This is a genomic window from Mycobacterium sp. E3247 (assembly GCF_001667785.1).
Lineage (GTDB): Bacteria > Actinomycetota > Actinomycetes > Mycobacteriales > Mycobacteriaceae > Mycobacterium.
The window spans coordinates 1-20718 of record NZ_LZJG01000045.1 but is presented as its reverse complement, the minus strand read 5'-3'; the positions used below and the strand labels follow the sequence as shown (position 1 = coordinate 20718).

The window sequence follows — 20718 nt, the reverse complement described above, 5'->3', positions numbered from 1 at the left end:
TACGCGTCGGTGCGCATGGACGTGCGCCGGATCGAGACGCTCAAGGACGGCACCAACGCGGTCGGCAACCGCACCCGCGTCAAGGTCGTCAAGAACAAGGTGTCGCCGCCGTTCAAGCAGGCCGAATTCGACATCCTCTACGGCAGGGGGATCAGCCGGGAAGGCTCGCTGATCGACATGGGCGTGGAGCAGGGCTTCATCCGCAAGTCCGGTTCTTGGTTCACCTATGAGGGCGAGCAGCTCGGTCAGGGCAAGGAGAACGCCCGCACCTTCCTGATGGAAAACGACGAGGTGGCCAACGAGATCGAGAAGAAGATCAAGGAGAAGCTCGGCATTGGCCCGGTCGTCACCGATGGCTTGTCCGATGACAGCGTCCTGCCCGCCCCCGTCGATTTCTGAGCCGTCCCGCGAGGAGCAGGCGCGGACGCTGTGCCTGCGCCTGCTCACCGCGAGGGCGCGCACTCGCGCCGAGCTGCACGGACAGCTGGCGAAACGCGGTTACCCCGAAGACGTCAGCGCTTCCGTGCTCGACCGGCTGGCCGCCGTCGGCCTGGTCGACGACACCGACTTCGCGCAGCAGTGGGTGCAGGCCCGCCGGGCGCAGGCGGGAAAGAGCAAGCGCGCCCTGGCCGCCGAATTGCACACCAAGGGTGTGGACAGAGACGTGATCGCCGCGGCGCTGTCCGGGATTGACGCCGGGGCCGAGCGGGACCGGGCCGAGCAGTTGGTGCGGGCCAAGCTGCGCCGGGAGACGCTGGACGGCGACGACGCGCGAATCACCCGCCGGCTGGTCGGGATGCTCGCGCGGCGCGGCTACAGCCAGAACCTGGCCTGCGAGGTCGTCCTCGCCGAGCTGGCCGCCGAACGGGAGCGTCGCCGAGTCTAGCCCGCTGACGTGCGGTTTCTCGCGGGCCGACCGGCCGCCGTACCATGGCTCCGTGACTTCGGTGGTGGTTTCGGCGCGGACGTATCAGGTCCGCACTTACGGCTGCCAGATGAACGTCCACGACTCCGAGCGGTTGGCGGGTCTGCTGGAGGCCGCCGGCTATCAGCGGGCCGTCGAGGGTGCCGACGCCGACGTCGTCGTCTTCAACACCTGCGCGGTCCGCGAGAACGCCGACAACAAGTTGTACGGCAACCTCAGCCACCTTGCCCCGCGTAAGCGCGCCAACGCTGACATGCAGATCGCGGTCGGGGGCTGCCTGGCCCAGAAGGACCGGGACGCGTTGCTGCGCAAGGCGCCCTGGGTCGACGTCGTGTTCGGCACGCACAACATCGGGTCACTGCCCGCGCTGCTCGAACGGGCCCGGCACAACAAGACCGCCCAGGTGGAGATCGCCGAGTCGCTGCAGGAGTTTCCGTCGTCGCTGCCGAGCGCACGCGAATCTGCTTACGCCGCGTGGGTTTCCGTCTCCGTCGGGTGCAACAACAGCTGCACGTTCTGCATCGTCCCTTCGCTGCGGGGCAAGGAGGTCGACCGCAGCCCGGCCGACGTCCTGGCCGAGGTGAGGGCGCTGGTGGACGACGGCGTGCTCGAAGTCACGCTGCTGGGCCAGAACGTCAACGCCTACGGGGTGTCGTTCGCCGACCCGACGTTGCCGCGCGACCGCGGCGCCTTCGCGCGGCTACTGCGGGCCTGCGGAGACATCGACGGCTTGGAGCGCGTGCGGTTCACCTCCCCGCATCCGGCCGAATTCACCGACGACGTCATCGAGGCCATGGCGCAGACGCCGAACGTCTGCCCCGCCCTGCACATGCCGCTGCAGTCGGGCTCGGACCGGGTGCTGCGCGCCATGCGGCGCTCGTACCGCGCCGAGCGTTACCTCGGCATCCTGGACCGCGTCCGCGCGGCTATGCCGCACGCCGCCATCACCACCGACCTGATCGTCGGGTTCCCCGGCGAGACCGAAGCGAACTTCGCCGAAACCCTGGAGGTGGTGCGGCAGGCACGGTTCGCGGCCGCGTTCACCTTCCAGTACTCCAAGCGGCCCGGCACCCCGGCCGCCGAGCTTGACGGGCAACTCCCGAAAGCCGTTGTGCAGGAACGCTATGAGCGGCTGGTCGAGCTGCAGGAGCAGATCTCGCTGGAAGGCAATCGGGCGCTGGTCGGCCAGACCGTCGAATTGCTGGTCGCCGCCGGCGAGGGGCGCAAGGACACCCGCACTTCCCGGATGACGGGGCGCGCCCGCGATGGCCGCCTGGTGCACTTCGGCTTGGACAAATCCGGAGCCGACCGGGTGCGGCCGGGGGACGTCGTCACCGCGGTGATCACCCAGGCCGCGCCGCACCACCTCATCGCCGACGCGGGCATCCTCAGCCATCGCCGCACCCGCGCGGGAGACGCGCACGCCGCCGGGCGGCGCGGCGGCGGCGTCGGTCTCGGCATGCCCACCGTCGGACCACCCGGCCCGGCGGAACCCACCGAAACCCTTGGATGTGCCCGATGAACGAAGAACACCACCATTTCCACGCCCTGCGGAGCGAAATCGAGGCCGCCGAGCGCCGCGTCGCGCGCGGATTCGACCCGGGCCCACGCGGTTTCGTCGTGGCGATCCTGGTCTTCGTGCTGCTGGGATCGTTCATCCTGCCGCACACCGGCTCGGTGCGGGGCTGGGACGTGTTGTTCAGCAGCCACGGCGCCGGCGCGGCCGCGGTGGCGCTGCCGTCGCGCGTCTTCGCCTGGCTGACACTCGTTTTCGGCGTCGGGTTCTCCATGCTGGCGTTGGTGACCCGGCGTTGGGCGCTGGCCTGGGTCGCGCTGGCGGGTTCGGCGCTGGCCGGCGCGGCGGGGATGCTGGCCGTCTGGTCGCGCCAGACCGTGGCCGCGGGACACCCGGGCCCCGGGGTGGGGCTGATCGCGGCGTGGATCGTCGTCCTCGTGCTGACCTACCAATGGGCCCGGGTGGTGTGGTCGCGGACCATCGTGCAACTCGCGGCCGAGGAGGAGCGGCGCCGGGTCGCGGCGCAGCAGCAGTCGATGACGCTGCTCGACAGCCTGGGCGGGGGATCGACCGACCGGACCTCGGGGGACTCCGAAGCCTAGGGCTTACGGGTCAGCGCCTGGGCGGCCGCCTGCGCCCACTGCCGCCACTGTTCGGCGTTGGCCCTGGCCTCTTCGGCCTCTTTGGTGCGGCCCGCCGCCGCGGCCTTTTCGGCCTGCCGCTCGTATTGTTCGGCGCGGGTGCGGAATTGCTCGGCGCGGGCCTGTGCCTGCGGATCGGACCAATCGGCCTCGCCCGCATCGCGCACCTTCTTTTCGACCGCGCGGAGCCGACGCTCCAATTCGGCGGACCGCTCGCGCGGCACCTTGCCGATCGCGTCCCACTTGTCGGCGATCGAACGCAGCGCCGCCCTGGCCGCGTCGTGGTTGCTGGTGTCGATCCTCTCCGCCTCGGCCAGCAGCGCCTCCTTGGCGGTGGCGTTGGCCCACAGCTCCGCGTCCTTCTCCGCCGTCGCCGCGTTGCGGGCCGCGAAGAAGACGTCCTGGGCCGCCTTGAACCGCCGCCACAGCGCGTCGTCGACGTCGCGGGCGGCTCGGCCCGCCGCCTTCCATTCCGTGAGCAGCTTGCGGAATTCGGCGCTGGTGGCGGTCCAGTCCGTCGAATCGGACATCTCCTCGGCCCGTTCGCAGAGTCGTTCCTTCGCCTGGCGCACGCCCAGGCGTTCGCGGTCCAGCTCGGCGAAATGGGATCCCCGGCGCCGGTTGAACGCCTCCCGGGCCGCCGAATAGCGCTTCCACAGGGCGTCGTCGACCTTGCGGTCCAGGCCGTTGATGGTCTTCCACTCGTCGAGGATGGCCCGCAGCCGGTCGCCGGCCGCCTTCCACTGCGTGGAGTTGGCGCCCAGCTCCTCGGCCTCGGCGGCCAGCGCCTCCTTGCGCGCGGTCTGGGCGGCGCGATGCTCGTCGCGGCGCGAGCGTTCCGCGGCGACGGTGGCCTCGACCTGGTCGATGAGGCTGGTCAACCGGCGCGCGAGCGCGTCGATGTCGCCCAGTACGGCCGCCGTCGGCAGGGTCTCGGCGAGCTCGGAGGCGTGGGCCTTGATCTTTCGGGCGTCGCCGGTGCCCGCCGCGAGCCGCTCCTCCATGAGCGTGACTTCGGTGCCCAGGTCGTCGAAGCGGCGGCCGAAGTGGGCGAAGGCGGCTTCGGCGTCGCCGGCCTGCCAGGAACCGACGACGCGTTCGCCGTCGGCGGTGATCAGCCACACCGTGCCGTCGTCGTCGACGCGACCGAACCGATGCGGATCGCTGGTGGGCGGCGCCGGCACCGGGTGGGCGGCGGGCCGCGGCCCCGGGCCCGGCGGCCGGGGGCCGGGACGTGGTCCCGGGCGTGGCACCGGACCCGGAACGGGTCGGGGCGCCGGCCCGGCCGGCTCTGCGCCGTGGGGTTCGTCAGCCGTCATGCGCTCGTCACCTACCCTTCGCGCGGTCGTTGTCCCGCGCACCTGCCGCGCGTAGCGGCACCGTCTGCTGCACCCGTGGGCTGGCCGTCGCGGCCTCCCAACAGCTGCTCAACAGTATTCAAGCAGCTTGGCGGCCCGTGCGCCGCCACCAGTGATCTTGCCGCTTGGGACGCATCGGCGTGGGCGCATCGGATATCACACCTGTCCTACCCCCGCTCGGACGCAGAAACCATGCCCAAGGCGGACATCGCCGCTTTGCCGGCGTTGGCGTCGGCGGGGTGCGCCGCGGCCGTCGTTACCCGATCGCAGCGTGACCCACAGCGCCTCCATAGGTTGGTGAAGTATCAACAGAGGGTGTTTCGCTGAACGCCGGCGGCGTGGGCGACGTCATACGGTTGTTGCTGAATTGAATGCAAATTTTGGGTGTATTTGCCCTTGCCCCAGGGAAAGCTGGTCGGGGCACTTTTGAGGTGAGGGGTCGCTATGTCGAAGGTTGATGTCGCGGCGTTGATCGCATTGTGCGCGGCGCTGGCGTCCGCGGTCGGCGATGTGATCCGCCAGCGCTCGGCGCAGGAGATCACGGACAAAGACGTCGGCCATCTCGAGTTGTTCCGCATGTCGCTGCGGGACACCCGGTGGTGGTTGGGGGGCGTGGCGGCGATCGTCAATTACAGCCTGCAGGCCGCGGCCCTGGCCTGGGGCTCGGTCGTGCTGGTGACCGCGCTGCAGGTGACCGCGTTGTTGTTCGCGCTGCCGATCTATGCGCGGCTGACCAAGCGGCGGGTGACCCGCTGGGAGTGGACCTGGGCGGTGATACTGGCGAGCGCCCTGGCGGTGGTCATCATCGTCGGCGACCCGGCCTCCGGCGATCAGCGCGCGGCGGTCGGCACGTGGGCCATCGTGGCCGCGGTGATGGTGCCGCTGCTGGTGGCGTGCGTGGTGGCCGCGCGGATCTGGTCGGGCAGCCCGATGGCGGCCGCACTGCTCGCGGTGGTGGCGGGCTCCGCTTTGGCCCTGTTCGCGGTGCTGACCAAGGGCATCGTCGAGGTGGGCGAAGCCGGCCCGCTGGCCGTGTTGAGCGCACCCGAATTCGTGCCCTGGTTGCTGCTGGCGCTGACCGGGATGATCTTCCAGCAGTCGGCGTTCCGCGCCGGCGCGCTGACGGCCTCCATGCCGACGATGACCGTGGCCAAGCCCGTGGTGGCCGGCCTGCTCGGCATCTTCGTGCTCGGTGAAACGCTGAACGCCGCGGGACCCAAGGCCTTCGTGCTGCTCGCGGCGGTGGCGGTGGTGATCGTGGCGACGATCGCGCTGGCCCGCGGCGAGGCCGCCACCATGGTCGCGCAGGTCGGCCGTGACACCGGAGACGTCACGGCGGACGCGTGGTCGTCCGGCGACGGCGCGTCGGACCCGTGCAGCGGTCCCGTCATGGTGGCGAGAGCCGAGGCCTGAACACGCCGCGCCGGTGAAACGTTAGTTTGGTGGCGTGCTCAGCGGCATTGCGATCGTTCCGTCGGCGCCGTTGCTCGTGCCCGAGCTCGCCGGGGCCGCCGCCGCGGAGGTGACCGACGTGGCGGCCGCGGTGCTGGCGACGGCCGCGCTGCTGCCCGTGGACTGGACCATCATCGGGACCGCGGGGCGTGACGAGGCGTTCGGGCCCGACACGGCCGGCACCCTCGCGGGTTTCGGCGTGGACCTCCGGGTCCGGCTGTCCCCGCGGGCCGACGACGAGTCCCCCGCCGAGCTGCCCGTGTGCGTGTTGCTGGCCGCCTGGCTCCGCGGCCAGGTCCGCCCCGACGCCACCGCGCAAGCACGGGTCTATTCCGCCGACCACGACGCCGAGGCCGCGCTGGACCGCGGACGGCGGTTGCGCGCCGAGATCGACGCGTCCCCCACGCCGATCGGGGTGCTGGTGGTGGCCGACGGCGCGAACACCCTCACCCCGGCCGCCCCCGGCGGGTACGACCCCGGCAACGCCGACGCGCAGCGGGCCCTCGACGACGCGCTGGCCACGGGCGACGTCGCCGCCCTGGGCCGGTTGCCGCGCCAGATCCTGGGCCGGGTCGCCTTTCAGGTGCTGGCCGGCCTGGCCGCACCGGGACCGCGGACGACCAAGGAGCTGTACCGAGGTGCGCCCTACGGCGTGGGCTACTTCGCCGGTGCCTGGCAGCTCTGAGGTGGCCGTGCGACCGCTGGCGATAATCGGCCCCACCGGAACGGGCAAGTCGCAGCTGGCGCTCGACATCGCGGAACGGCTCGAGGGCGGCGCCGAGATTGTCAACGCCGACGCGATGCAGCTGTATCGCGGAATGGACATCGGCACCGCCAAGCTGCCCGTCGGCCAACGCCGCGGGATCCCGCATCACCAGCTCGACGTCCTGGACGTCACCGAGACCGCGACCGTCGCCCGCTACCAGGCCGCCGCGGCCGCGGACGTCGAGGCGATCGCGGCCCGCGGCGCCGTGCCCATCATCGTGGGCGGCTCCATGCTCTACATCCAGTCCCTACTCGACGACTGGTCGTTCCCGGCCACCGATGCGGCCGTGCGGGCGCGCTGGGAACGGCGGCTGGCGGAGGTCGGGGTCGGCGACCTGCATGCCGAGCTGGCCCGGCGCGACCCCGCCGCGGCCGCGGCCATCTTGCCGACCGACGCGCGACGAACGGTGCGGGCGCTCGAGGTGGTCGAGCTGACCGGACGGCCGTTCGCCGCGTCCGCGCCGCGCATCGGCGCGCCGAGGTGGGACGCCGCCATCGTCGGACTCGATTGCCAGACAACGACTCTCGACGAGCGGTTGGCCCGCCGCACCGACGCCATGTTCGACCAGGGGCTGGTCGACGAGGTGGGCGCGCTGCTCGACAAGGGACTTCGCGACGGGGTCACCGCGTCGCGCGCCCTGGGCTATGCGCAGGTGATCGAGGCGCTCGACGCCGGGGGCGGCGCCGAGCGGCTGCGCGACGCGCGGGAGCAGACGTACGTGGGCACCCGACGCTACGTGCGGCGCCAGCGGTCGTGGTTCCGCCGCGACCATCGGGTCCGCTGGCTGGATGCTGGTGACAGCGCCCGGCTCGTCGACGAAGCCCTGCAAGCCTGGCGCCACGTATCCTGAGCAGGTGCAATTCGCGAAGGGCCACGGCACCGAGAACGACTTCGTGCTGCTCCCGGACGCGCAGGCCGCGCTCGACCTGACCGCGGCCCGGGTGGCCGCCTTGTGTGACCGGCGGCGCGGGCTGGGCGCCGACGGGGTACTGCGCGTCACCACCGCCGGCGCCGCGCTGGCGGCCGGCGTGCTCGACCGGCTGCCCGACGGCGTGGCCCCGGCCGACTGGTACATGGACTACCGCAACGCCGACGCCTCGCTCGCCCAGATGTGCGGCAACGGCGTCCGGGTGTTCGCGCACTACCTGCGCGCCAGCGGGCTCGAGGCCCGCGACGAGTTCGTGGTCGGGTCGCCGGCCGGCCCGCGGCCGATCACCGTGCACCGCGCCGACGCCACCCGTGCCGACATCAGCGTCGACATGGGCAAGGCCAACACGCTCGGTCCCGGAAGCGCGGTCGTCGGCGGCCGCCGATTCTCCGGCCTGGCGGTCGACGTAGGCAACCCGCACCTGGCGTGCGTGGATCCCGGCCTGACCGCCGAGGAGCTGGCGCGGCTGGACGTGGCCGCGCCGGTCAGCTTCGACCACGCCCAATTCCCGGACGGGGTCAACGTCGAAGTCCTCACCTCACCGGTTGACGGCGCGGTGCGGATGCGCGTGCACGAGCGCGGTGTGGGCGAGACGCGCTCGTGCGGCACCGGCACGGTCGCGGCCACCGTCGCCGCGCTGGCCGCCGCCGGTGCGGCCACCGGCACGCTGACCGTGCGGGTGCCGGGCGGTGACGTCGTCGTCACCATCACCGACGCCACCAGCTACCTGAGGGGGCCGTCGGTACTGGTGGCGCACGGGGAGGTCAGCGAGGAATGGTGGGACGCGCAGGAGCGTTAATTCGGGTGCACGACGCCGATTCGCCGTGCATCATCTTGTATTGCCTATGACACAACCTGAATTCCAAAATCACGCGCCCGCAGTCGCGGAGCCAAGCACCGGCGAGCTCGCGCTGGAAGAACGGTCGGCGCTGCGCCGCGTTGCCGGTCTGTCCACCGAACTCACCGACGTCTCCGAAGTCGAGTACCGCCAGCTGCGGCTGGAACGCGTCGTGCTGGTCGGTGTGTGGACCGACGGCACCGCCGCCGACAGCGAGGCCAGCATGGCCGAGCTCGCCGCCCTGGCCGAGACCGCCGGCTCCCAGGTGCTCGAAGGGCTCATCCAGCGCCGCGACAAGCCCGACCCGTCCACCTACATCGGCTCGGGGAAGGCCCAGGAGCTACGCGAAGTGGTGCTGGCGACCGGCGCCGACACCGTGATCTGCGACGGTGAACTGTCGCCGGCGCAGCTCACCGCGCTGGAAAAGGCGGTGAAGGTCAAGGTCATCGATCGCACCGCCCTGATCCTGGACATCTTCGCCCAGCACGCCACCAGCCGGGAGGGCAAGGCGCAGGTATCGCTGGCCCAGATGGAGTACATGCTGCCGCGGCTGCGCGGCTGGGGTGAGTCGATGTCCCGGCAGGCCGGTGGCCGTGCCGGCGGCAGCGGGGGAGGCGTGGGTCTGCGCGGTCCCGGTGAGACCAAGATCGAGACCGACCGCCGCCGCATTCGCGAACGCATGGCCAAGCTGCGCCGGGAGATCAAGGACATGAAGCAGGTCCGCGATACCCAGCGCAGCCGGCGGCTGGCCAGCGATACGCCGTCGGTCGCCATCGTCGGCTACACCAACGCCGGCAAGTCGAGCCTGCTCAACGCGCTGACCGGAGCGGGGGTCCTGGTGCAGGACGCGTTGTTCGCCACCCTGGAGCCCACCACTCGCCGCGCCGAGTTCGAAGACGGTCGCCCGCTGGTGCTCACCGACACCGTCGGGTTCGTCCGGCACCTGCCCACCCAACTGGTCGAGGCTTTCCGCTCCACGCTGGAGGAGGTCGTCGACGCCGACCTGTTGCTGCATGTGGTCGACGGCTCCGACGTCAACCCCCTGGCCCAGATCAACGCGGTGCGGGAGGTGATCTCCGAAGTGATCGCCGATCATCATGGTGACCCGCCGCCCGAGCTGCTGGTGGTGAACAAGGTCGACGCCGCGAGCGGCCTGATGCTGGCCAAGCTCCGGCACGCGCTGCCCGGCGCGATGTTCGTCTCGGCCCGCACGGGCGAGGGCATCGACGCCCTGCGGCACCGGATGGGCGAGATGGCCGTGCCCGCCGACACCGCCGTGGACGTGGTGATCCCCTATCACCGCGGCGACCTGGTCGCCCGGCTGCACGCCGACGGGCGGGTGCAGCAGGAGGAGCACAACCCCGACGGCACCCGGATCAAGGCCCGGGTGCCGGTGGCGCTGGCCGGCCGGCTGCAAGAGTTCTCGGCCCACTGATCTGCCCGGCGGGGCCGACCCCGCCGACTGCCGACCAACCGTCTGGTTGGTATATGTTGGGCGGCAGAGTTCCCCGTCGCCGGAGGTCATTCACATGGGCAGTGCCGTCAAGTACCAGCGCACTCTTTTCGAGCCGGAGCACGACCTGTTCCGTGAGTCCTACCGTGCGTTCCTGGATCGCCATGTCGCGCCGCACCACGACGAATGGGAGAAGGCCAAGATCGTCGACCGCGGCGTCTGGCTCGAGGCCGGTAAGCAGGGCTTTTTGGGCATGGCGGTGCCGGAGGAATACGGCGGCGGAGGCAACCCCGACTTCCGGTACAACACGATCATCACCGAGGAGACCACCGCCGGCCGTTACAGCGGCATCGGCTTCGGCCTGCACAACGACATCGTGGCGCCGTACCTGCTCGCGTTGGCCACCGAGGAGCAGAAGCAGCGCTGGCTGCCCAAGTTCTGCACCGGCGAGATCATCACCGCGATCGCGATGACCGAGCCGGGAACCGGTAGCGACTTGCAGGGCATCAAGACCCGCGCGGTCAAGCAGGGCGACCACTACGTGCTCAACGGCGCAAAGACGTTCATCACCAACGGAATCAACGCCGACCTGGTGATCGTGGTCGCCCAGACCGATCCGGACAAAGGGGCGCAGGGCTTTTCGCTGCTCGTCGTCGAGCGCGGCATGGAGGGCTTCGAACGCGGCCGCCACCTGGACAAGATCGGGCTGGACGCGCAGGACACCGCCGAGTTGTCGTTCACCGATGTGAAGGTGCCCGCCGAAAACCTGCTGGGGCAGGAGGGCATGGGGTTCATCTACCTGATGCAGAACCTGCCGCAGGAACGCATCTCGATCGCTATCATGGCCGCCGCTGCGATGGAGCACGTGCTCGAACACACGTTGCAATACACCAAGGAGCGCAAGGCATTTAACAAGCCGATCGGCAGCTTCCAGAACAGCCGCTTCGTGCTTGCCGAGCTGGCGACCGAGGCGACCGTGGTGCGCATGATGGTCGACGAGTTCATCCGGCTGCACCTGGACAAGAAGCTGACCGCGGAGCAAGCGGCGATGGCCAAGTGGTACTCCACCGAAAAGCAGGTGCACCTGATCGACCGTTGCCTGCAACTGCACGGCGGTTATGGCTACATGCGCGAATATCCCGTTGCCCGTGCCTATCTCGACGCCAGGGTGCAGACGATCTACGGCGGAACGACCGAGATCATGAAAGAGATCATCGGCCGCAGCCTGGGGGTCTAGCCCTAGCATCGTCGGCTGGAAATGCCGCCGGACCGGGCAATTCGGCGCTTCGGCGGCAAACCCGACCGGCGCTCGCCGCGCGGCCGTTTTTTCGGGTGGATCGTTGAAGAGTTAATGGCTTCACGTACCGTCGGCACATGTGTTTTGGGTATGCCGCCCGGGCAATGACCATCGCCACGCCGAAAAGCATGACGGCGCCGAGGACCTGGTCAAGTTCGGCAAGTCCTTCGAGCGCCGAATCGCTGCTTTCCGCGGCGGGCGTGCCCCATTGCGCAGGCGATCGTCGGGTTCGGGATTCGGCGCGATTAGCCCAACGTCGCGTGAGCGACGGGGGATCCGGTCGCGATTTGAGCGTGGCTCGGCATCATTTCGACATCGGCGTGGTATCCGTTTTTGTAATATTCGTGATCTGACTTCGCATTTTTCGTTGGCTGGAGCAAAGTTATGCGAGCCCGGCGCAAATGCGGTTCGGAACGTGGTCGTTTCTCCGCGGTCGAACTGCGGCCCGCTCGCCGGCTGTGCGGAACGGGCGCAGCCGCTGATAGGGGAATAGCCGTCGGCTGGGAGGCTTGGTGAACGGGCAGAGAGGTCACATGCGCAGGCTGGTCGGGAGCGCGCTGGTCAGCTTGGCCGCTGCAGCAATGGCCGCTGCCTTGCTGGCGCCACCGGCGGCGGCGTCGCCCATCGGCGACGCCGAGGCGGCCATGATGGCGGCCTGGGAGAAGGCCGGCGGCGACTCATCACCGTTGGGCGCCCGGAAGGGCGATGTCTATCCCGCCGGCGATGGCTTCGCGCTGGACTTCGACGGCGGCAAGATGTTCTTCACCCCGGCGACCGGCGCGAAATTCGCCTACGGGCCCATCCTGGACAAATACGAGATGCTGGGCGGCCCCGCCGGCAGCGATCTGGGCTTCCCGGCCATCAACGAAGTACCCGGCCTCGCCGGCCCCGACAGCCGCGTGGTCACCTTCTCGGCCAGCGACAAGCCGGTGATCTTCTGGACGCCCGACCACGGCGCATTCGTGGTACGCGGCGCGATCAACGCCGCCTGGGACAAGCTGGGCAGTTCGGGCGGCGTGCTCGGAGTCCCGGTCGGCGACGAAACGTACAACGGCGAGGTGTCCGCCCAGAAATTCAGCGGCGGTCAGGTGTCATGGAACAGGCAGACTAAGCAGTTCAGCACCGAGCCGCCGGCCCTGGCCGACCAGTTGAAGGGCCTGCAGGTGGCGATCGATCCCACCGCGGCCATCAACATGGCATGGCGCGCGGCCGGCGGCCCCAACGGGGCCTTGGGGGTCAAGAAGGGCGCGCAGTATCCGATTGGCGGCGACGGCATCGTCCAGGACTTCGCCAACGGGAAGGTGTACTTCAGCCCCGCCACCGGCGCGAACGCCGTGGAAACCAACATCCTGGCCAAGTACGAGTCGCTCGGCGGACCGGCGGGCAGCGACCTGGGTTTCCCCACCGCCAATGAGTCCGACGGTGGCATCCCGTCCAGCCGCATGGTCACCTTCTCCGGAGCCGACAAGCCGGTGATCTTCTGGACCTCGGAGCACGGCGCCTTCGTGGTCCGCGGGGCCATGAAGGCCGCGTGGGACAAGCTCCGCGGACCGACCGGCAAGCTGGGGGCGCCGGTCGGCGACCAGGCCGTCGACGGCGACGTCGTCTCCCAACAGTTCGCCGGCGGCAAGATCTCGTGGAACCGGGCGAAGAACACGTTCAGCACGGATCCGGCCAACCTGGCGCCGTTGCTGTCCGGCCTGCAGGTGTCGGGCCAGAACCAGCCGAGCAGCTCGGCGATGCCCACGCACCCCAAGAAGTTCACCTGGCAGTCGTGGTGGCTGCTGGCCGTCATCCCGGTGCTGGTGCTGATCGTGTTGGCGGGGCTGGTGGCCTTCCGCTGGCGCCGGCGTCGGGCCGGTGACGACGCCGGCTACGAGCCCGACCGCGACCTCGATGTCGGCTACGACGCCGTCGGTGATCAGCAGTGGGGACACGAGGACGCGACCACCGAGCACTTCGCCCACGAGCCCGCAGCCCCCGATGCTGAGGCGGCCGGGCGGGTTAGCTGGCGCCGGGGTGACGCGGACGAGGGTCCTTTCGGGCTCGAGCAGGAGGACCCCGACGCGGTCGACACCGACTCCTTCTCCGCCGTCTCGCCGGCGGCCCTGTCGGAGGCCGGTTACCCCGAGGGCGAAGTCGGTTACCCCGAATCCGGGGCCGGTTATCCCGAAGGCGAGGCCGGTTACCCCGAAGGCGAGGCCGGTTACCCCGAATCCGAGTACGCCGAATCCGATTACGCCGACGCGGATTACGCCGAAGGCGGGTACGTCGACGACGAGCACGGGTCCGCCTACCCCGAAGCCGACCATGCCGACGGCGACTACGTGGAGGCCGAATACCTCGATGTCGCCGTTCCCCACACGCCTCCCGACGCCGGCTTCGAGGGCGGTGCTCCCGCCCCCGAGCCCGCTCCCGAGTCCGAGGCCGAGCATCCTGACGTCGCGGTGCCCCGCGTCCCGGCGGACGTGTCGGAGGCCGAGGTAGCCGCCCCGGAAGCCGTCGCGCCCGAGGCGGCGGCCGTCGGGGCGTCCGAGCAGCGCGGCGGGCGGCACGCGGCCGTCGACGACGACGACAGCGGTGTGGCGCTCGGCCCGGGCGGGCGCCCGACCATCCACCTACCGCTCGACGACCCCTACCAGGCGCCCGACGGATACCCGATCAAGGCGAGCGCCCGCTTCGGGCTGTACTACACGCCCGTCAGCGAGCTCTACCACGACACGCTCGCCGAAATCTGGCTGGCCAGCGAAGAAGTGGCGCAGGCCAACGGGTTCGTCAAGGCGGACTGAGCCTGCCGACACCCGGTACGGGGCTAGACCTTGCGGATCACCGTGACGACCTTGCCCAGCACGGTCGCGTCGTTACCGGGTATGGGATCGAACGCCGGGTTGTGCGGCATCAGCCATACCTGACCACCCGCGCGCTTGAACGTCTTCACGGTGGCTTCCCCGTCGAGCATGGCGGCGACGATGTCGCCGTTGTCGGCGACGTTCTGCTGCCGCACGACCACCCAGTCGCCGTCGCAGATCGCCGCCTCGATCATCGAGTCGCCGACGACCTTGAGCAGGAACAGCGTGCCCTCGCCCACCAGCTCGCGCGGCAGCGGAAACACGTCCTCGACGGCTTCCTCGGCGAGGATGGGGCCACCGGCCGCGATGCGCCCGAGGACTGGGACGAAGGTCGGCTCCGGCAGCGCGTCCGAGCCGGCGACTTCGGTGGCCGGCGCCGCCACGTCGTCATCGGCGCCGCGGACGTCGACCGCGCGGGGGCGGTTCGGGTCGCGGCGCAGGTACCCCTTGCGTTCCAGCGTGCGCAGCTGATGCGCCACCGACGACGTCGACGTCAGGCCGACGGCGTCACCGATCTCCCGGATGCTCGGCGGGTAGCCACGGCTGGTGACCGACGCGCGAATGACGTTCAAGATGGTGCGTTGCCGTTCGGTCAGCGATGAATCGACCGCGTGCAGCCGGCCGTCCGACCCGGCCGATGAGGTGTCGTTGCTGTCGCTCATGGCACTGAATGTAACCCCACCGCGCCCAAGAATCAAACATGTGTTCGACTGGCGTGTCGTGCCGATGCCTCGAGGGTGGAAAACCGCGCCGAAGTCCTAAATCACAAAGGTGTAACTCTTCGGCGGATCGGGTATTTCAGCCGCATGTCAGCTCTAGCGACCACGGACTTGTCGGTGGCGTGGTCTAGCGTTCGACTCGTGCGACACGCTTCGCTCACATGTTCGGATTTCGAACACACGAGCGATACAGTCGAACAGCTGAGCGAATTAAGTTGACCGGAGGAACGCAGATGACAACCATCCACACGCTGGCGCCGCGTACCAGCAGCCCCCGGCGTCCGGTCAACGGACCGGTCCCGGGTCTTCGTTACGGCAGGGACGGGCTGGATCGCTCGCGCCGCCCCGGTCCGGCGCGGCCGGCCGGCGCGCCCGCTCGCTACCGCGGCACCGGCGTCGCGATGTCGGGCGCGCCTCATCGCAGGCGGCCCGTCACGGTGGCGACCACCATCTGGCTGGCGCTGGCCGCCGGTGCGATCACTCTGTGGCTGGGCCTGGTCGGGAACGTCGGCCAGGTGCTCAACGGCGACTCCGGGAATTCGGCCGCGCAAGTACCGGACCGCTTGGCCGTCGTGCGCGTCGAGGCGGGGGAGTCGCTGCAAGACGTCGCCCACCGGGTGGCTCCCGACGCCCCCGCCCGGCAGGTGGCCGACCGCATCCGTGAACTCAACGACATGAACTCGCCGAATGTGGTCGCCGGCCAGACCCTGATCGCCCCCATCGGTTGACGCCTGGGCTCCGCCCGCGCAGGTCGGCGCACGGGTACGCTCGAAGTGCTGCGGTACCTGGTTGTCGGCACGGCGAAGGAGCGTTCATGCATTGCCCCTTCTGTCGTCATCCCGATTCCCGGGTGATCGACTCGAGGGAAACCGATGAGGGGCAGGCCATCCGGCGCCGCCGCTCGTGCCCCGAGTGCGGACGGCGTTTCACCACCGTGGAGACCGCGGTCCTGGCCGTGGTCAAACGCAGCGGCGTCACCGAACCCTTCAGCAGAGAAAAAGTCATCAGCGGGGTCCGCCGGGCCTGCCAGGGCCGACAGGTCGACGATGATGCGCTGAACCTGCTGGCCCAGCAGGTCGAGGACACCGTGCGCGCCGCGGGCTCGCCGGAGGTCCCCAGTCACGAGGTCGGCCTGGCCATCCTCGGCCCGCTGCGCGACCTGGACGAAGTGGCCTACCTGCGGTTCGCGTCGGTGTACCGATCCTTTGAGTCCGCGGAGGATTTCGAACGCGAGATCCAGGCGCTGCGCGAACACCGCCAGGTCACCACGCCGAGCTGACCCTCCCGGCCGTGCCGGCCCGGATCGTCACCGGGCTAGGCTCGGTTTCATGCCCGTGGACTTGCATCCCGATCTCGAGGCCCTGGCGCCACTCCTGGGAACCTGGGCCGGCCGGGGGTCGGGTGAGTACCCGACGATCCAGCCCTTCGACTACCTCGAAGAAGTGGTCTTCACGCACGTCGGTAAGCCGTTTCTGGCGTACGCGCAAAAGACCAGGGCGGCGTCCGACGGCAAGCCGTTGCACGCCGAGACCGGATACCTTCGCGTGCCGCAGCCCGGTCACGTCGAACTGGTGCTGGCCCATCCGAGCGGCATCACCGAGATCGAGGTGGGCACTTACTCGGTCACCGGCACGCTGATCGAAATCGAGCTCTCCACAACGGACGTCGGGCTCACCCCGACCGCCAAGGAGGTCACCTCGCTGGGCCGGTCCTTCCGCGTCGACGGTGACGAGCTGTCGTACTCGGTGCGGATGGGTGCGGTCGCGCAACCCCTGCAGCACCACCTCGCCGCGGTGCTGCACCGGCAGCGCTGAGCGCGCAACCCGGCCGGGGGGTCAGTTCAGATGCCGGACACCGTCATTGACGACGCGGCCGGCCACCCCCACCCAGCCTTCGGCGTTCCACGTCGTGTCGATGATCGATCCCTTGCCCTGGGTGATGTGGAGGTCGCGGCTGAGGTAATCGGTGATGCGCATCGCCGCCGAACCCGTCGCCTCGTCTTCCCGCACGCCGAGATTGGCGGCGAACACGCGGGCGCGCAGCGAACCGTCGGCCCGGTCCGTCCAGGCCCACAGGTAGTGCGCCGTGTCATCGGGAAAATCCCCCGGGTCGGCGGCGAGAAGTTCGTCGGGCGAACCGAATTCGTGGAGGGCGACCTCGGGCGCCCACTCCGAGCGGGCGCTGATTCCGGTCCGGTCGGCGGTGTAACTCACCTGCACCAGGCCCGCCGACACCTGCAGCGTGTTGATCGGCGTGCCGTTCTCCCGCAACCACCACGCCGCGCCGACGGTGGGGTGCCCCGCGAACGCGATATGGATCATCGGGGTGTAAATGCTGGCGTGCGCGGTGGTTGACCCGGCAGCGGGAAGATCGACGAAAACCGTTTCGCTGTAGCCCAATTGCGTCGCCAGCCGTTGCCGGTCCGCGGGTTCGACCTGGCCGGCATCCACGACGCCCAGCGGATTGCCGTAATTGCCGTACGGATCGGTGAACACCCGCAACACAGTGACGTCGATACCCATGGCCCGACTGTACGACCCCGCGCGCGGCCGCACCGATCAAGGTGGTTCAGGTGGCGCTGCGTTCGTCGGAGTCCATGGCGTTCAGCACGGCGACGCGGGTGGGCGCTGGGCCGCTGACGGCCTTCTCGCCGCCGCCACTGCGAAGTAACGCGCGCAGGGCGGCCTGATCGTATTCGGCGGGCGCGGTGCTGTCGATGAAGCGTTCGACCACGTCGATGAAGCGGGCCGGGTCGTCGTGGAACGGAAAGTGGCCGGACTCTTCGAAGATTTCCAGCCGGGAGCCGGGCATGGCGGCGTGGGCCATCTGCGCATGCCCTACCGGGACGACGGAGTCCTTGGCGCCCCAGACGATCTGGACCGGGATGGCCTCGGTCAAGTAACAGCGGTCCAGCATCGTGACGATCTGTCCGCGCCAGTCCACCACCGCACGCAGCGTCCGGCTGAATGCCGCCGAGGCCGTCGGCTCCGGCAGATCGTCGAGGATCCGCAACATGTTGGGCAGGTCGCGGCCCAGTCCCGTACTGCCCAGCATCGTGCCCAGCACCCGCCCGAGGATCTGGACGGCCGGCAGCACCATCGGCAGGCGCAACAACGCGAGGGCCTCACTGCCCATCGGCAACGAGGCCCACCGCAGGACGAAGTTCACGTCCTTGGTGACGCCCCCGGCGCCGACCAGGATCAGCCGCTCCACCAAATGCGGGAACTGGTAGGCGAATTGCATGGCGACACCGCCGCCCAGCGAATGGCCCACGATGGTCACCCGCTCGATGTTGAGCACGCTGAGCAGGTCGCGCATCCCGTTGGCGTAGGCGGCGACCGAGTAGTCGGCGCGCGGTTTGTCGGATCGACCGTGGCCCAACAGGTCGGGGGCGATAACGGTGAACCGCTGGGCGAGCTTGGCCTGCACGGTATTCCACGTGGTGGAGTTGTCGCCGATACCGTGGACCAGCAGGATCGCCGGCCCGTCACCGACGATGCGGTAGGCCCGCTTATAGCCGTGGATGGTGCGGAACTCCAGCCGGGGGGCGGCGACCTCACGCACCGGGCGCAGAGTGTTCTTGCGCTTCCGCTCGGTCATGTCGCCAACCTTGGTGTCGGGCCGGGATGAGGGCCGGGTGGAAAGGTCAGGGCTGGTCGTCGTCGTCGCGCTTCTTCTCCGCCTGCTGGGCGAGGAATCGCTCGAACTCTGCGCCAAGCTCGTCTCCGCTAGGCAGGTCCTCGTCCCTCGTTAGTAACGACCTGTTCTCCTGAGCGTCGATGAAGGCATCGTACTGGCGCTCGAGCGCGGTCACCACTTGAGCAACCTCCGCGCTCGCCTCGACCTGCTCGTCGATCTTGGCCCGGATGACCGCGGCCGCTTCGGTCAACGCCGTCAGCGGCAGCTCGAGCGACGCGATCCTGGCCACCTGCGCGAGCAACGCCTCGGCGGCGGCCGGGTAGTCGGTCTGCGTCAGGTAGTGCGGCACGTGCACGGTGTAACCGATGACCTCGTGCCCGTGTTGGGCCATCCGGTACTCCAGCAGGTTGGACGCGCTGGCCGGGACCTGGATCTCGGAGATCCACGGGGTGAACTCGGCGATCAGCTCGGGGTTGTTGGAGTGCGCCGTCATCGTGATGGGCCGCGTGTGCGGAACCGCCATCGGCACGGTGCCCAGGCCGATCGTCTGACGCACGCCCAGGCGCTCGGCCAGCAGGCGGACCGCGGTGATGAAGCGCTCCCACTTCAGGTCTGGTTCCATGCCGGCCAGCAGCAGGAACGGGGTCCCGATGGTGTCGCGCAACGCGTACAAGCTCAGTTCGGGTTCTTCATAGCTCGTGAAGTGATCCGTCTTGAAGGTCATCAGCGGCCGCCGCGACCGGTAATCGAGCAATTCGTCGATGGCGAAGGACGCGACCAGCTCGGGGTCCAGGGCCGCCTTCAGATGCGACGAGGCGAGCCGGATCGCGTGACCGGCGTCCGAGAAGCCCTCCAGCGCATGCACCAGCACCGGGCCTCGGCCGTCCGACGTCGACAACTGCGGCGCCGGCAGCTCGAGCTCGTACATCCCGGCCTGTCCCGGCTGGTAGTGCGGCTCCTGCGGGTCCTGGCCGTCAGCCATCACCGATCGCCTCCTCTCGGGGGTTGCTCCGTGCCCTACAAGTGTCCCCCGAATCGGGGTGCGCCAATATCAAACAGCGGTGTGAAGTTCGCGTTTAATCCAGAAGAGAACATCGTGGGGGTGGCCGATGCCCCTTGCCGGGAAGCGGGGAGGGACGCGACGCGTTGGAGTCTGCTCGTCAGGCAGGCGTCAGGCATGATGAAAACGATGCGCGTACCGACCGTGATGCTGTGCCTGGTGGTCGCCGTGGCAACGTCACTGACGTCGTGCAAGCGGCCACCGGGCGATCGTGCGTCGGCACCGCCGGCAGCCCCTCCGCGGAGCAGTGCGCCGGCGCAACGGCTCGCTCAACCCCAGCAAAAGGCGGTGGCCGGCCCGGTGGAGCCGGACAAACGCGTCGGCGCCATCTTCATCGACGGTGGCCCCCTGCACGTGTGCACGGGCTCGGTGGTGCATTCGGCGGGCGGCAACCTGATGATCACGGCGGCGCACTGCCTGGCCGGCGCGTCCAAGATCACCTTCGTGCCGGGTTTCACCGGCGACGCGCCCCCGGCCCCGACCGATGTGTGGAAGGCCGACGCCGTCTACCTCGACCCCCGCTGGACCGCCAGCAAGGATCCCAACGCCGACTACGCGATCGCGCGGATGAGCAATGACGCCGGGGGCTCGGTCGAATCACGCGCCGGCCTGGCGCTCACGCTGGGCACGACGCCGCCACCCGGTAGTCACATCACCGTGATGGGCTATCCGGCCGGCGTGGGCGGCAACCCCATCGGGTGCCAGGCCAGCACGTCGTTGACCGACGGCGGGTTTCCCTCGTTTCCGTGCGAGGGGCTGGTGGACGGCACCAGCGGCGCCCCCTGGGTGAGCGGTACGACGCTGACCGGGGTGATCGGTGGTTTCGAGCGCGGCGGATGCGCCGCGAACGTCTCGTATTCGGCACCGTTCGACGCGCAGACCGCGCAGCTGCTGGCCCGCGCCGACGCCGGCGGGCCCGGCGACCCGGTTCCGGGCGAACTCGACGACAGCTGTTAGTGGCGGAACTGGTTGAGCGCTCGCACCTTGTTCATCACGTCGAGCGCCGCCACCTTGTAGGCCTCGGAGAAGGTCGGGTAGTTGAACACGGCGTCGACCAAATATTCGACGGTGCCGCCGCAGCCCATGACGGCCTGTCCGATGTGCACCATCTCGGTGGCGCTGGTGCCGAAGATGTGGACGCCCAGCAGCTTGAGATCGTCGGTGGACACCAGCAGCTTGAGCATGCCGTAGGAGTCGCCGGCGATCTGGCCGCGGGCCAGTTCCCGGTACCGGGCCACCCCGACCTCGTAGGGGATCGCGTTCTTCGTCAGCTCGAC

The 20718-nt window shown here is 69.6% G+C and carries 19 protein-coding genes and 2 pseudogenes; 15 read left to right on the top strand and 6 right to left on the bottom strand.

The annotated features are described in order from the left end of the window. The 4 genes and pseudogenes from A9X04_RS02095 to A9X04_RS02080 all read left to right on the top strand — a co-directional run. A pseudogene (locus tag A9X04_RS02095) lies at positions 1–399 on the top strand (DNA recombination/repair protein RecA); the annotation flags it as partial. After that, on the top strand, positions 365–886 hold the full coding sequence (gene recX / locus A9X04_RS02090; RefSeq protein WP_067917266.1) for a recombination regulator RecX: 522 nt from the start codon (positions 365–367) through the stop codon (positions 884–886). The pseudogene A9X04_RS02095 and the gene recX, both read left to right, overlap by 35 nt. 52 nt (positions 887–938) lie before the next feature. After that, positions 939–2447 (top strand): tRNA (N6-isopentenyl adenosine(37)-C2)-methylthiotransferase MiaB, encoded by a 1509-nt coding sequence (gene miaB / locus A9X04_RS02085; RefSeq protein WP_255396473.1) that lies wholly within the window; start codon positions 939–941, stop codon positions 2445–2447. Next, complete coding sequence (locus tag A9X04_RS02080) at positions 2435–3043, top strand: hypothetical protein (RefSeq protein WP_369828908.1); 609 nt, start codon at positions 2435–2437, stop codon at positions 3041–3043. The genes miaB and A9X04_RS02080 overlap by 13 nt, the downstream gene beginning before the upstream one ends. Here A9X04_RS02080 and A9X04_RS02075 read toward each other — a convergent pair. Then, entirely contained in the window at positions 3040–4401 is a 1362-nt protein-coding gene (locus A9X04_RS02075) for a DUF349 domain-containing protein (protein ID WP_082974753.1), read from the bottom strand. The two genes, A9X04_RS02080 and A9X04_RS02075, sit on opposite strands and share 4 nt — an antisense overlap. 483 nt (positions 4402–4884) lie before the next feature. Here A9X04_RS02075 and A9X04_RS02070 point away from each other — a divergent pair, with 483 nt between their 5' ends. From A9X04_RS02070 to A9X04_RS02040, 7 genes are all read left to right on the top strand, one after another. Beyond that, the gene (locus tag A9X04_RS02070) at positions 4885–5853 is read left to right on the top strand and encodes a DMT family transporter (RefSeq protein ID WP_067917262.1); all 969 of its coding nucleotides are present in this window, start codon (positions 4885–4887) and stop codon (positions 5851–5853) included. Positions 5854–5887: 34 nt separating this feature from the next. Beyond that, positions 5888–6577 (top strand): hypothetical protein, encoded by a 690-nt coding sequence (locus A9X04_RS02065; RefSeq protein ID WP_067917260.1) that lies wholly within the window; start codon positions 5888–5890, stop codon positions 6575–6577. Between the two features lie 7 nt (positions 6578–6584). Next, the gene (gene miaA / locus A9X04_RS02060; protein WP_067917268.1) at positions 6585–7508 is read left to right on the top strand and encodes a tRNA (adenosine(37)-N6)-dimethylallyltransferase MiaA; all 924 of its coding nucleotides are present in this window, start codon (positions 6585–6587) and stop codon (positions 7506–7508) included. Positions 7509–7512: 4 nt separating this feature from the next. After that, positions 7513–8385 carry a diaminopimelate epimerase gene (dapF, locus tag A9X04_RS02055; RefSeq protein WP_067917258.1) on the top strand — a complete coding sequence of 291 codons (873 nt, stop codon included), beginning with the start codon at positions 7513–7515 and terminating at the stop codon, positions 8383–8385. A 46-nt stretch (positions 8386–8431) separates the two neighbouring features. Next, positions 8432–9859, top strand: coding sequence for a GTPase HflX (hflX, locus tag A9X04_RS02050; RefSeq protein ID WP_067917256.1), 1428 nt, complete (start codon positions 8432–8434; stop codon positions 9857–9859). 94 nt (positions 9860–9953) lie between these two features. Continuing rightward, positions 9954–11114 (top strand): acyl-CoA dehydrogenase family protein, encoded by a 1161-nt coding sequence (locus tag A9X04_RS02045; protein WP_067917254.1) that lies wholly within the window; start codon positions 9954–9956, stop codon positions 11112–11114. A gap of 593 nt (positions 11115–11707) precedes the next feature. Beyond that, a complete protein-coding gene (locus A9X04_RS02040) occupies positions 11708–13963 on the top strand; it encodes an LGFP repeat-containing protein (protein ID WP_067917252.1) in 2256 nt (751 codons plus the stop codon). 23 nt (positions 13964–13986) lie between these two features. Here the strand turns inward: A9X04_RS02040 and lexA are convergent, their stop codons facing one another. After that, on the bottom strand, positions 13987–14685 hold the full coding sequence (gene lexA, locus A9X04_RS02035) for a transcriptional repressor LexA (protein ID WP_067917250.1): 699 nt from the start codon (positions 14683–14685) through the stop codon (positions 13987–13989). Between the two features lie 290 nt (positions 14686–14975). On the opposite strand from lexA, the gene A9X04_RS02030 reads away from it, so the two are divergent. From A9X04_RS02030 to A9X04_RS02020, 3 genes are all read left to right on the top strand, one after another. Further along, on the top strand, positions 14976–15470 hold the full coding sequence (locus tag A9X04_RS02030; protein ID WP_067917249.1) for a LysM peptidoglycan-binding domain-containing protein: 495 nt from the start codon (positions 14976–14978) through the stop codon (positions 15468–15470). A gap of 86 nt (positions 15471–15556) precedes the next feature. Beyond that, on the top strand, positions 15557–16021 hold the full coding sequence (gene nrdR, locus A9X04_RS02025) for a transcriptional regulator NrdR (RefSeq protein WP_067917247.1): 465 nt from the start codon (positions 15557–15559) through the stop codon (positions 16019–16021). Between the two features lie 49 nt (positions 16022–16070). Beyond that, a complete protein-coding gene (locus A9X04_RS02020) occupies positions 16071–16556 on the top strand; it encodes a peroxynitrite isomerase (protein ID WP_067917244.1) in 486 nt (161 codons plus the stop codon). 21 nt (positions 16557–16577) lie between these two features. On the opposite strand, the gene A9X04_RS02015 is transcribed toward A9X04_RS02020, so the two are convergent. The 3 genes from A9X04_RS02015 to A9X04_RS02005 are packed head-to-tail and all read right to left on the bottom strand — an operon-like array spanning position 16578 to position 19363. Further along, a complete protein-coding gene (locus A9X04_RS02015; protein WP_067917243.1) occupies positions 16578–17264 on the bottom strand; it encodes a PhzF family phenazine biosynthesis protein in 687 nt (228 codons plus the stop codon). Between the two features lie 46 nt (positions 17265–17310). Next, positions 17311–18342, bottom strand: a complete 1032-nt coding sequence (locus A9X04_RS02010) for an alpha/beta fold hydrolase (protein ID WP_067917241.1) — start codon at positions 18340–18342, stop codon at positions 17311–17313. Between the two features lie 46 nt (positions 18343–18388). Then, complete coding sequence (locus tag A9X04_RS02005; protein WP_067917239.1) at positions 18389–19363, bottom strand: proteasome assembly chaperone family protein; 975 nt, start codon at positions 19361–19363, stop codon at positions 18389–18391. Positions 19364–19558: 195 nt separating this feature from the next. Here A9X04_RS02005 and A9X04_RS02000 point away from each other — a divergent pair, with 195 nt between their 5' ends. Next, positions 19559–20398, top strand: a complete 840-nt coding sequence (locus A9X04_RS02000) for a serine protease (RefSeq protein WP_067917237.1) — start codon at positions 19559–19561, stop codon at positions 20396–20398. On the opposite strand, the pseudogene A9X04_RS01995 reads toward A9X04_RS02000, so the two are convergent. Continuing rightward, positions 20395–20718: pseudogene (locus A9X04_RS01995) on the bottom strand (Si-specific NAD(P)(+) transhydrogenase); the annotation flags it as partial. The gene A9X04_RS02000 and the pseudogene A9X04_RS01995 sit on opposite strands and share 4 nt — an antisense overlap.

Coding starts and splice junctions, on each gene's coding strand:
- recX (WP_067917266.1), top strand. CDS start 365: ATGACAGCGTCCTGCCCGCCCCCGTCGATTTCTGAGCCGTCCCGCGAG.
- A9X04_RS02080 (WP_369828908.1), top strand. CDS start 2,435: ATGTGCCCGATGAACGAAGAACACCACCATTTCCACGCCCTGCGGAGC.
- A9X04_RS02075 (WP_082974753.1), bottom strand. CDS start 4,401: ATGACGGCTGACGAACCCCACGGCGCAGAGCCGGCCGGGCCGGCGCCC.
- A9X04_RS02070 (WP_067917262.1), top strand. CDS start 4,885: ATGTCGAAGGTTGATGTCGCGGCGTTGATCGCATTGTGCGCGGCGCTG.
- hflX (WP_067917256.1), top strand. CDS start 8,432: ATGACACAACCTGAATTCCAAAATCACGCGCCCGCAGTCGCGGAGCCA.
- A9X04_RS02045 (WP_067917254.1), top strand. CDS start 9,954: ATGGGCAGTGCCGTCAAGTACCAGCGCACTCTTTTCGAGCCGGAGCAC.
- A9X04_RS02040 (WP_067917252.1), top strand. CDS start 11,708: ATGCGCAGGCTGGTCGGGAGCGCGCTGGTCAGCTTGGCCGCTGCAGCA.
- lexA (WP_067917250.1), bottom strand. CDS start 14,685: ATGAGCGACAGCAACGACACCTCATCGGCCGGGTCGGACGGCCGGCTG.
- A9X04_RS02030 (WP_067917249.1), top strand. CDS start 14,976: ATGACAACCATCCACACGCTGGCGCCGCGTACCAGCAGCCCCCGGCGT.
- nrdR (WP_067917247.1), top strand. CDS start 15,557: ATGCATTGCCCCTTCTGTCGTCATCCCGATTCCCGGGTGATCGACTCG.
- A9X04_RS02020 (WP_067917244.1), top strand. CDS start 16,071: ATGCCCGTGGACTTGCATCCCGATCTCGAGGCCCTGGCGCCACTCCTG.
- A9X04_RS02015 (WP_067917243.1), bottom strand. CDS start 17,264: ATGGGTATCGACGTCACTGTGTTGCGGGTGTTCACCGATCCGTACGGC.
- A9X04_RS02010 (WP_067917241.1), bottom strand. CDS start 18,342: ATGACCGAGCGGAAGCGCAAGAACACTCTGCGCCCGGTGCGTGAGGTC.
- A9X04_RS02005 (WP_067917239.1), bottom strand. CDS start 19,363: ATGGCTGACGGCCAGGACCCGCAGGAGCCGCACTACCAGCCGGGACAG.
- A9X04_RS02000 (WP_067917237.1), top strand. CDS start 19,559: ATGATGAAAACGATGCGCGTACCGACCGTGATGCTGTGCCTGGTGGTC.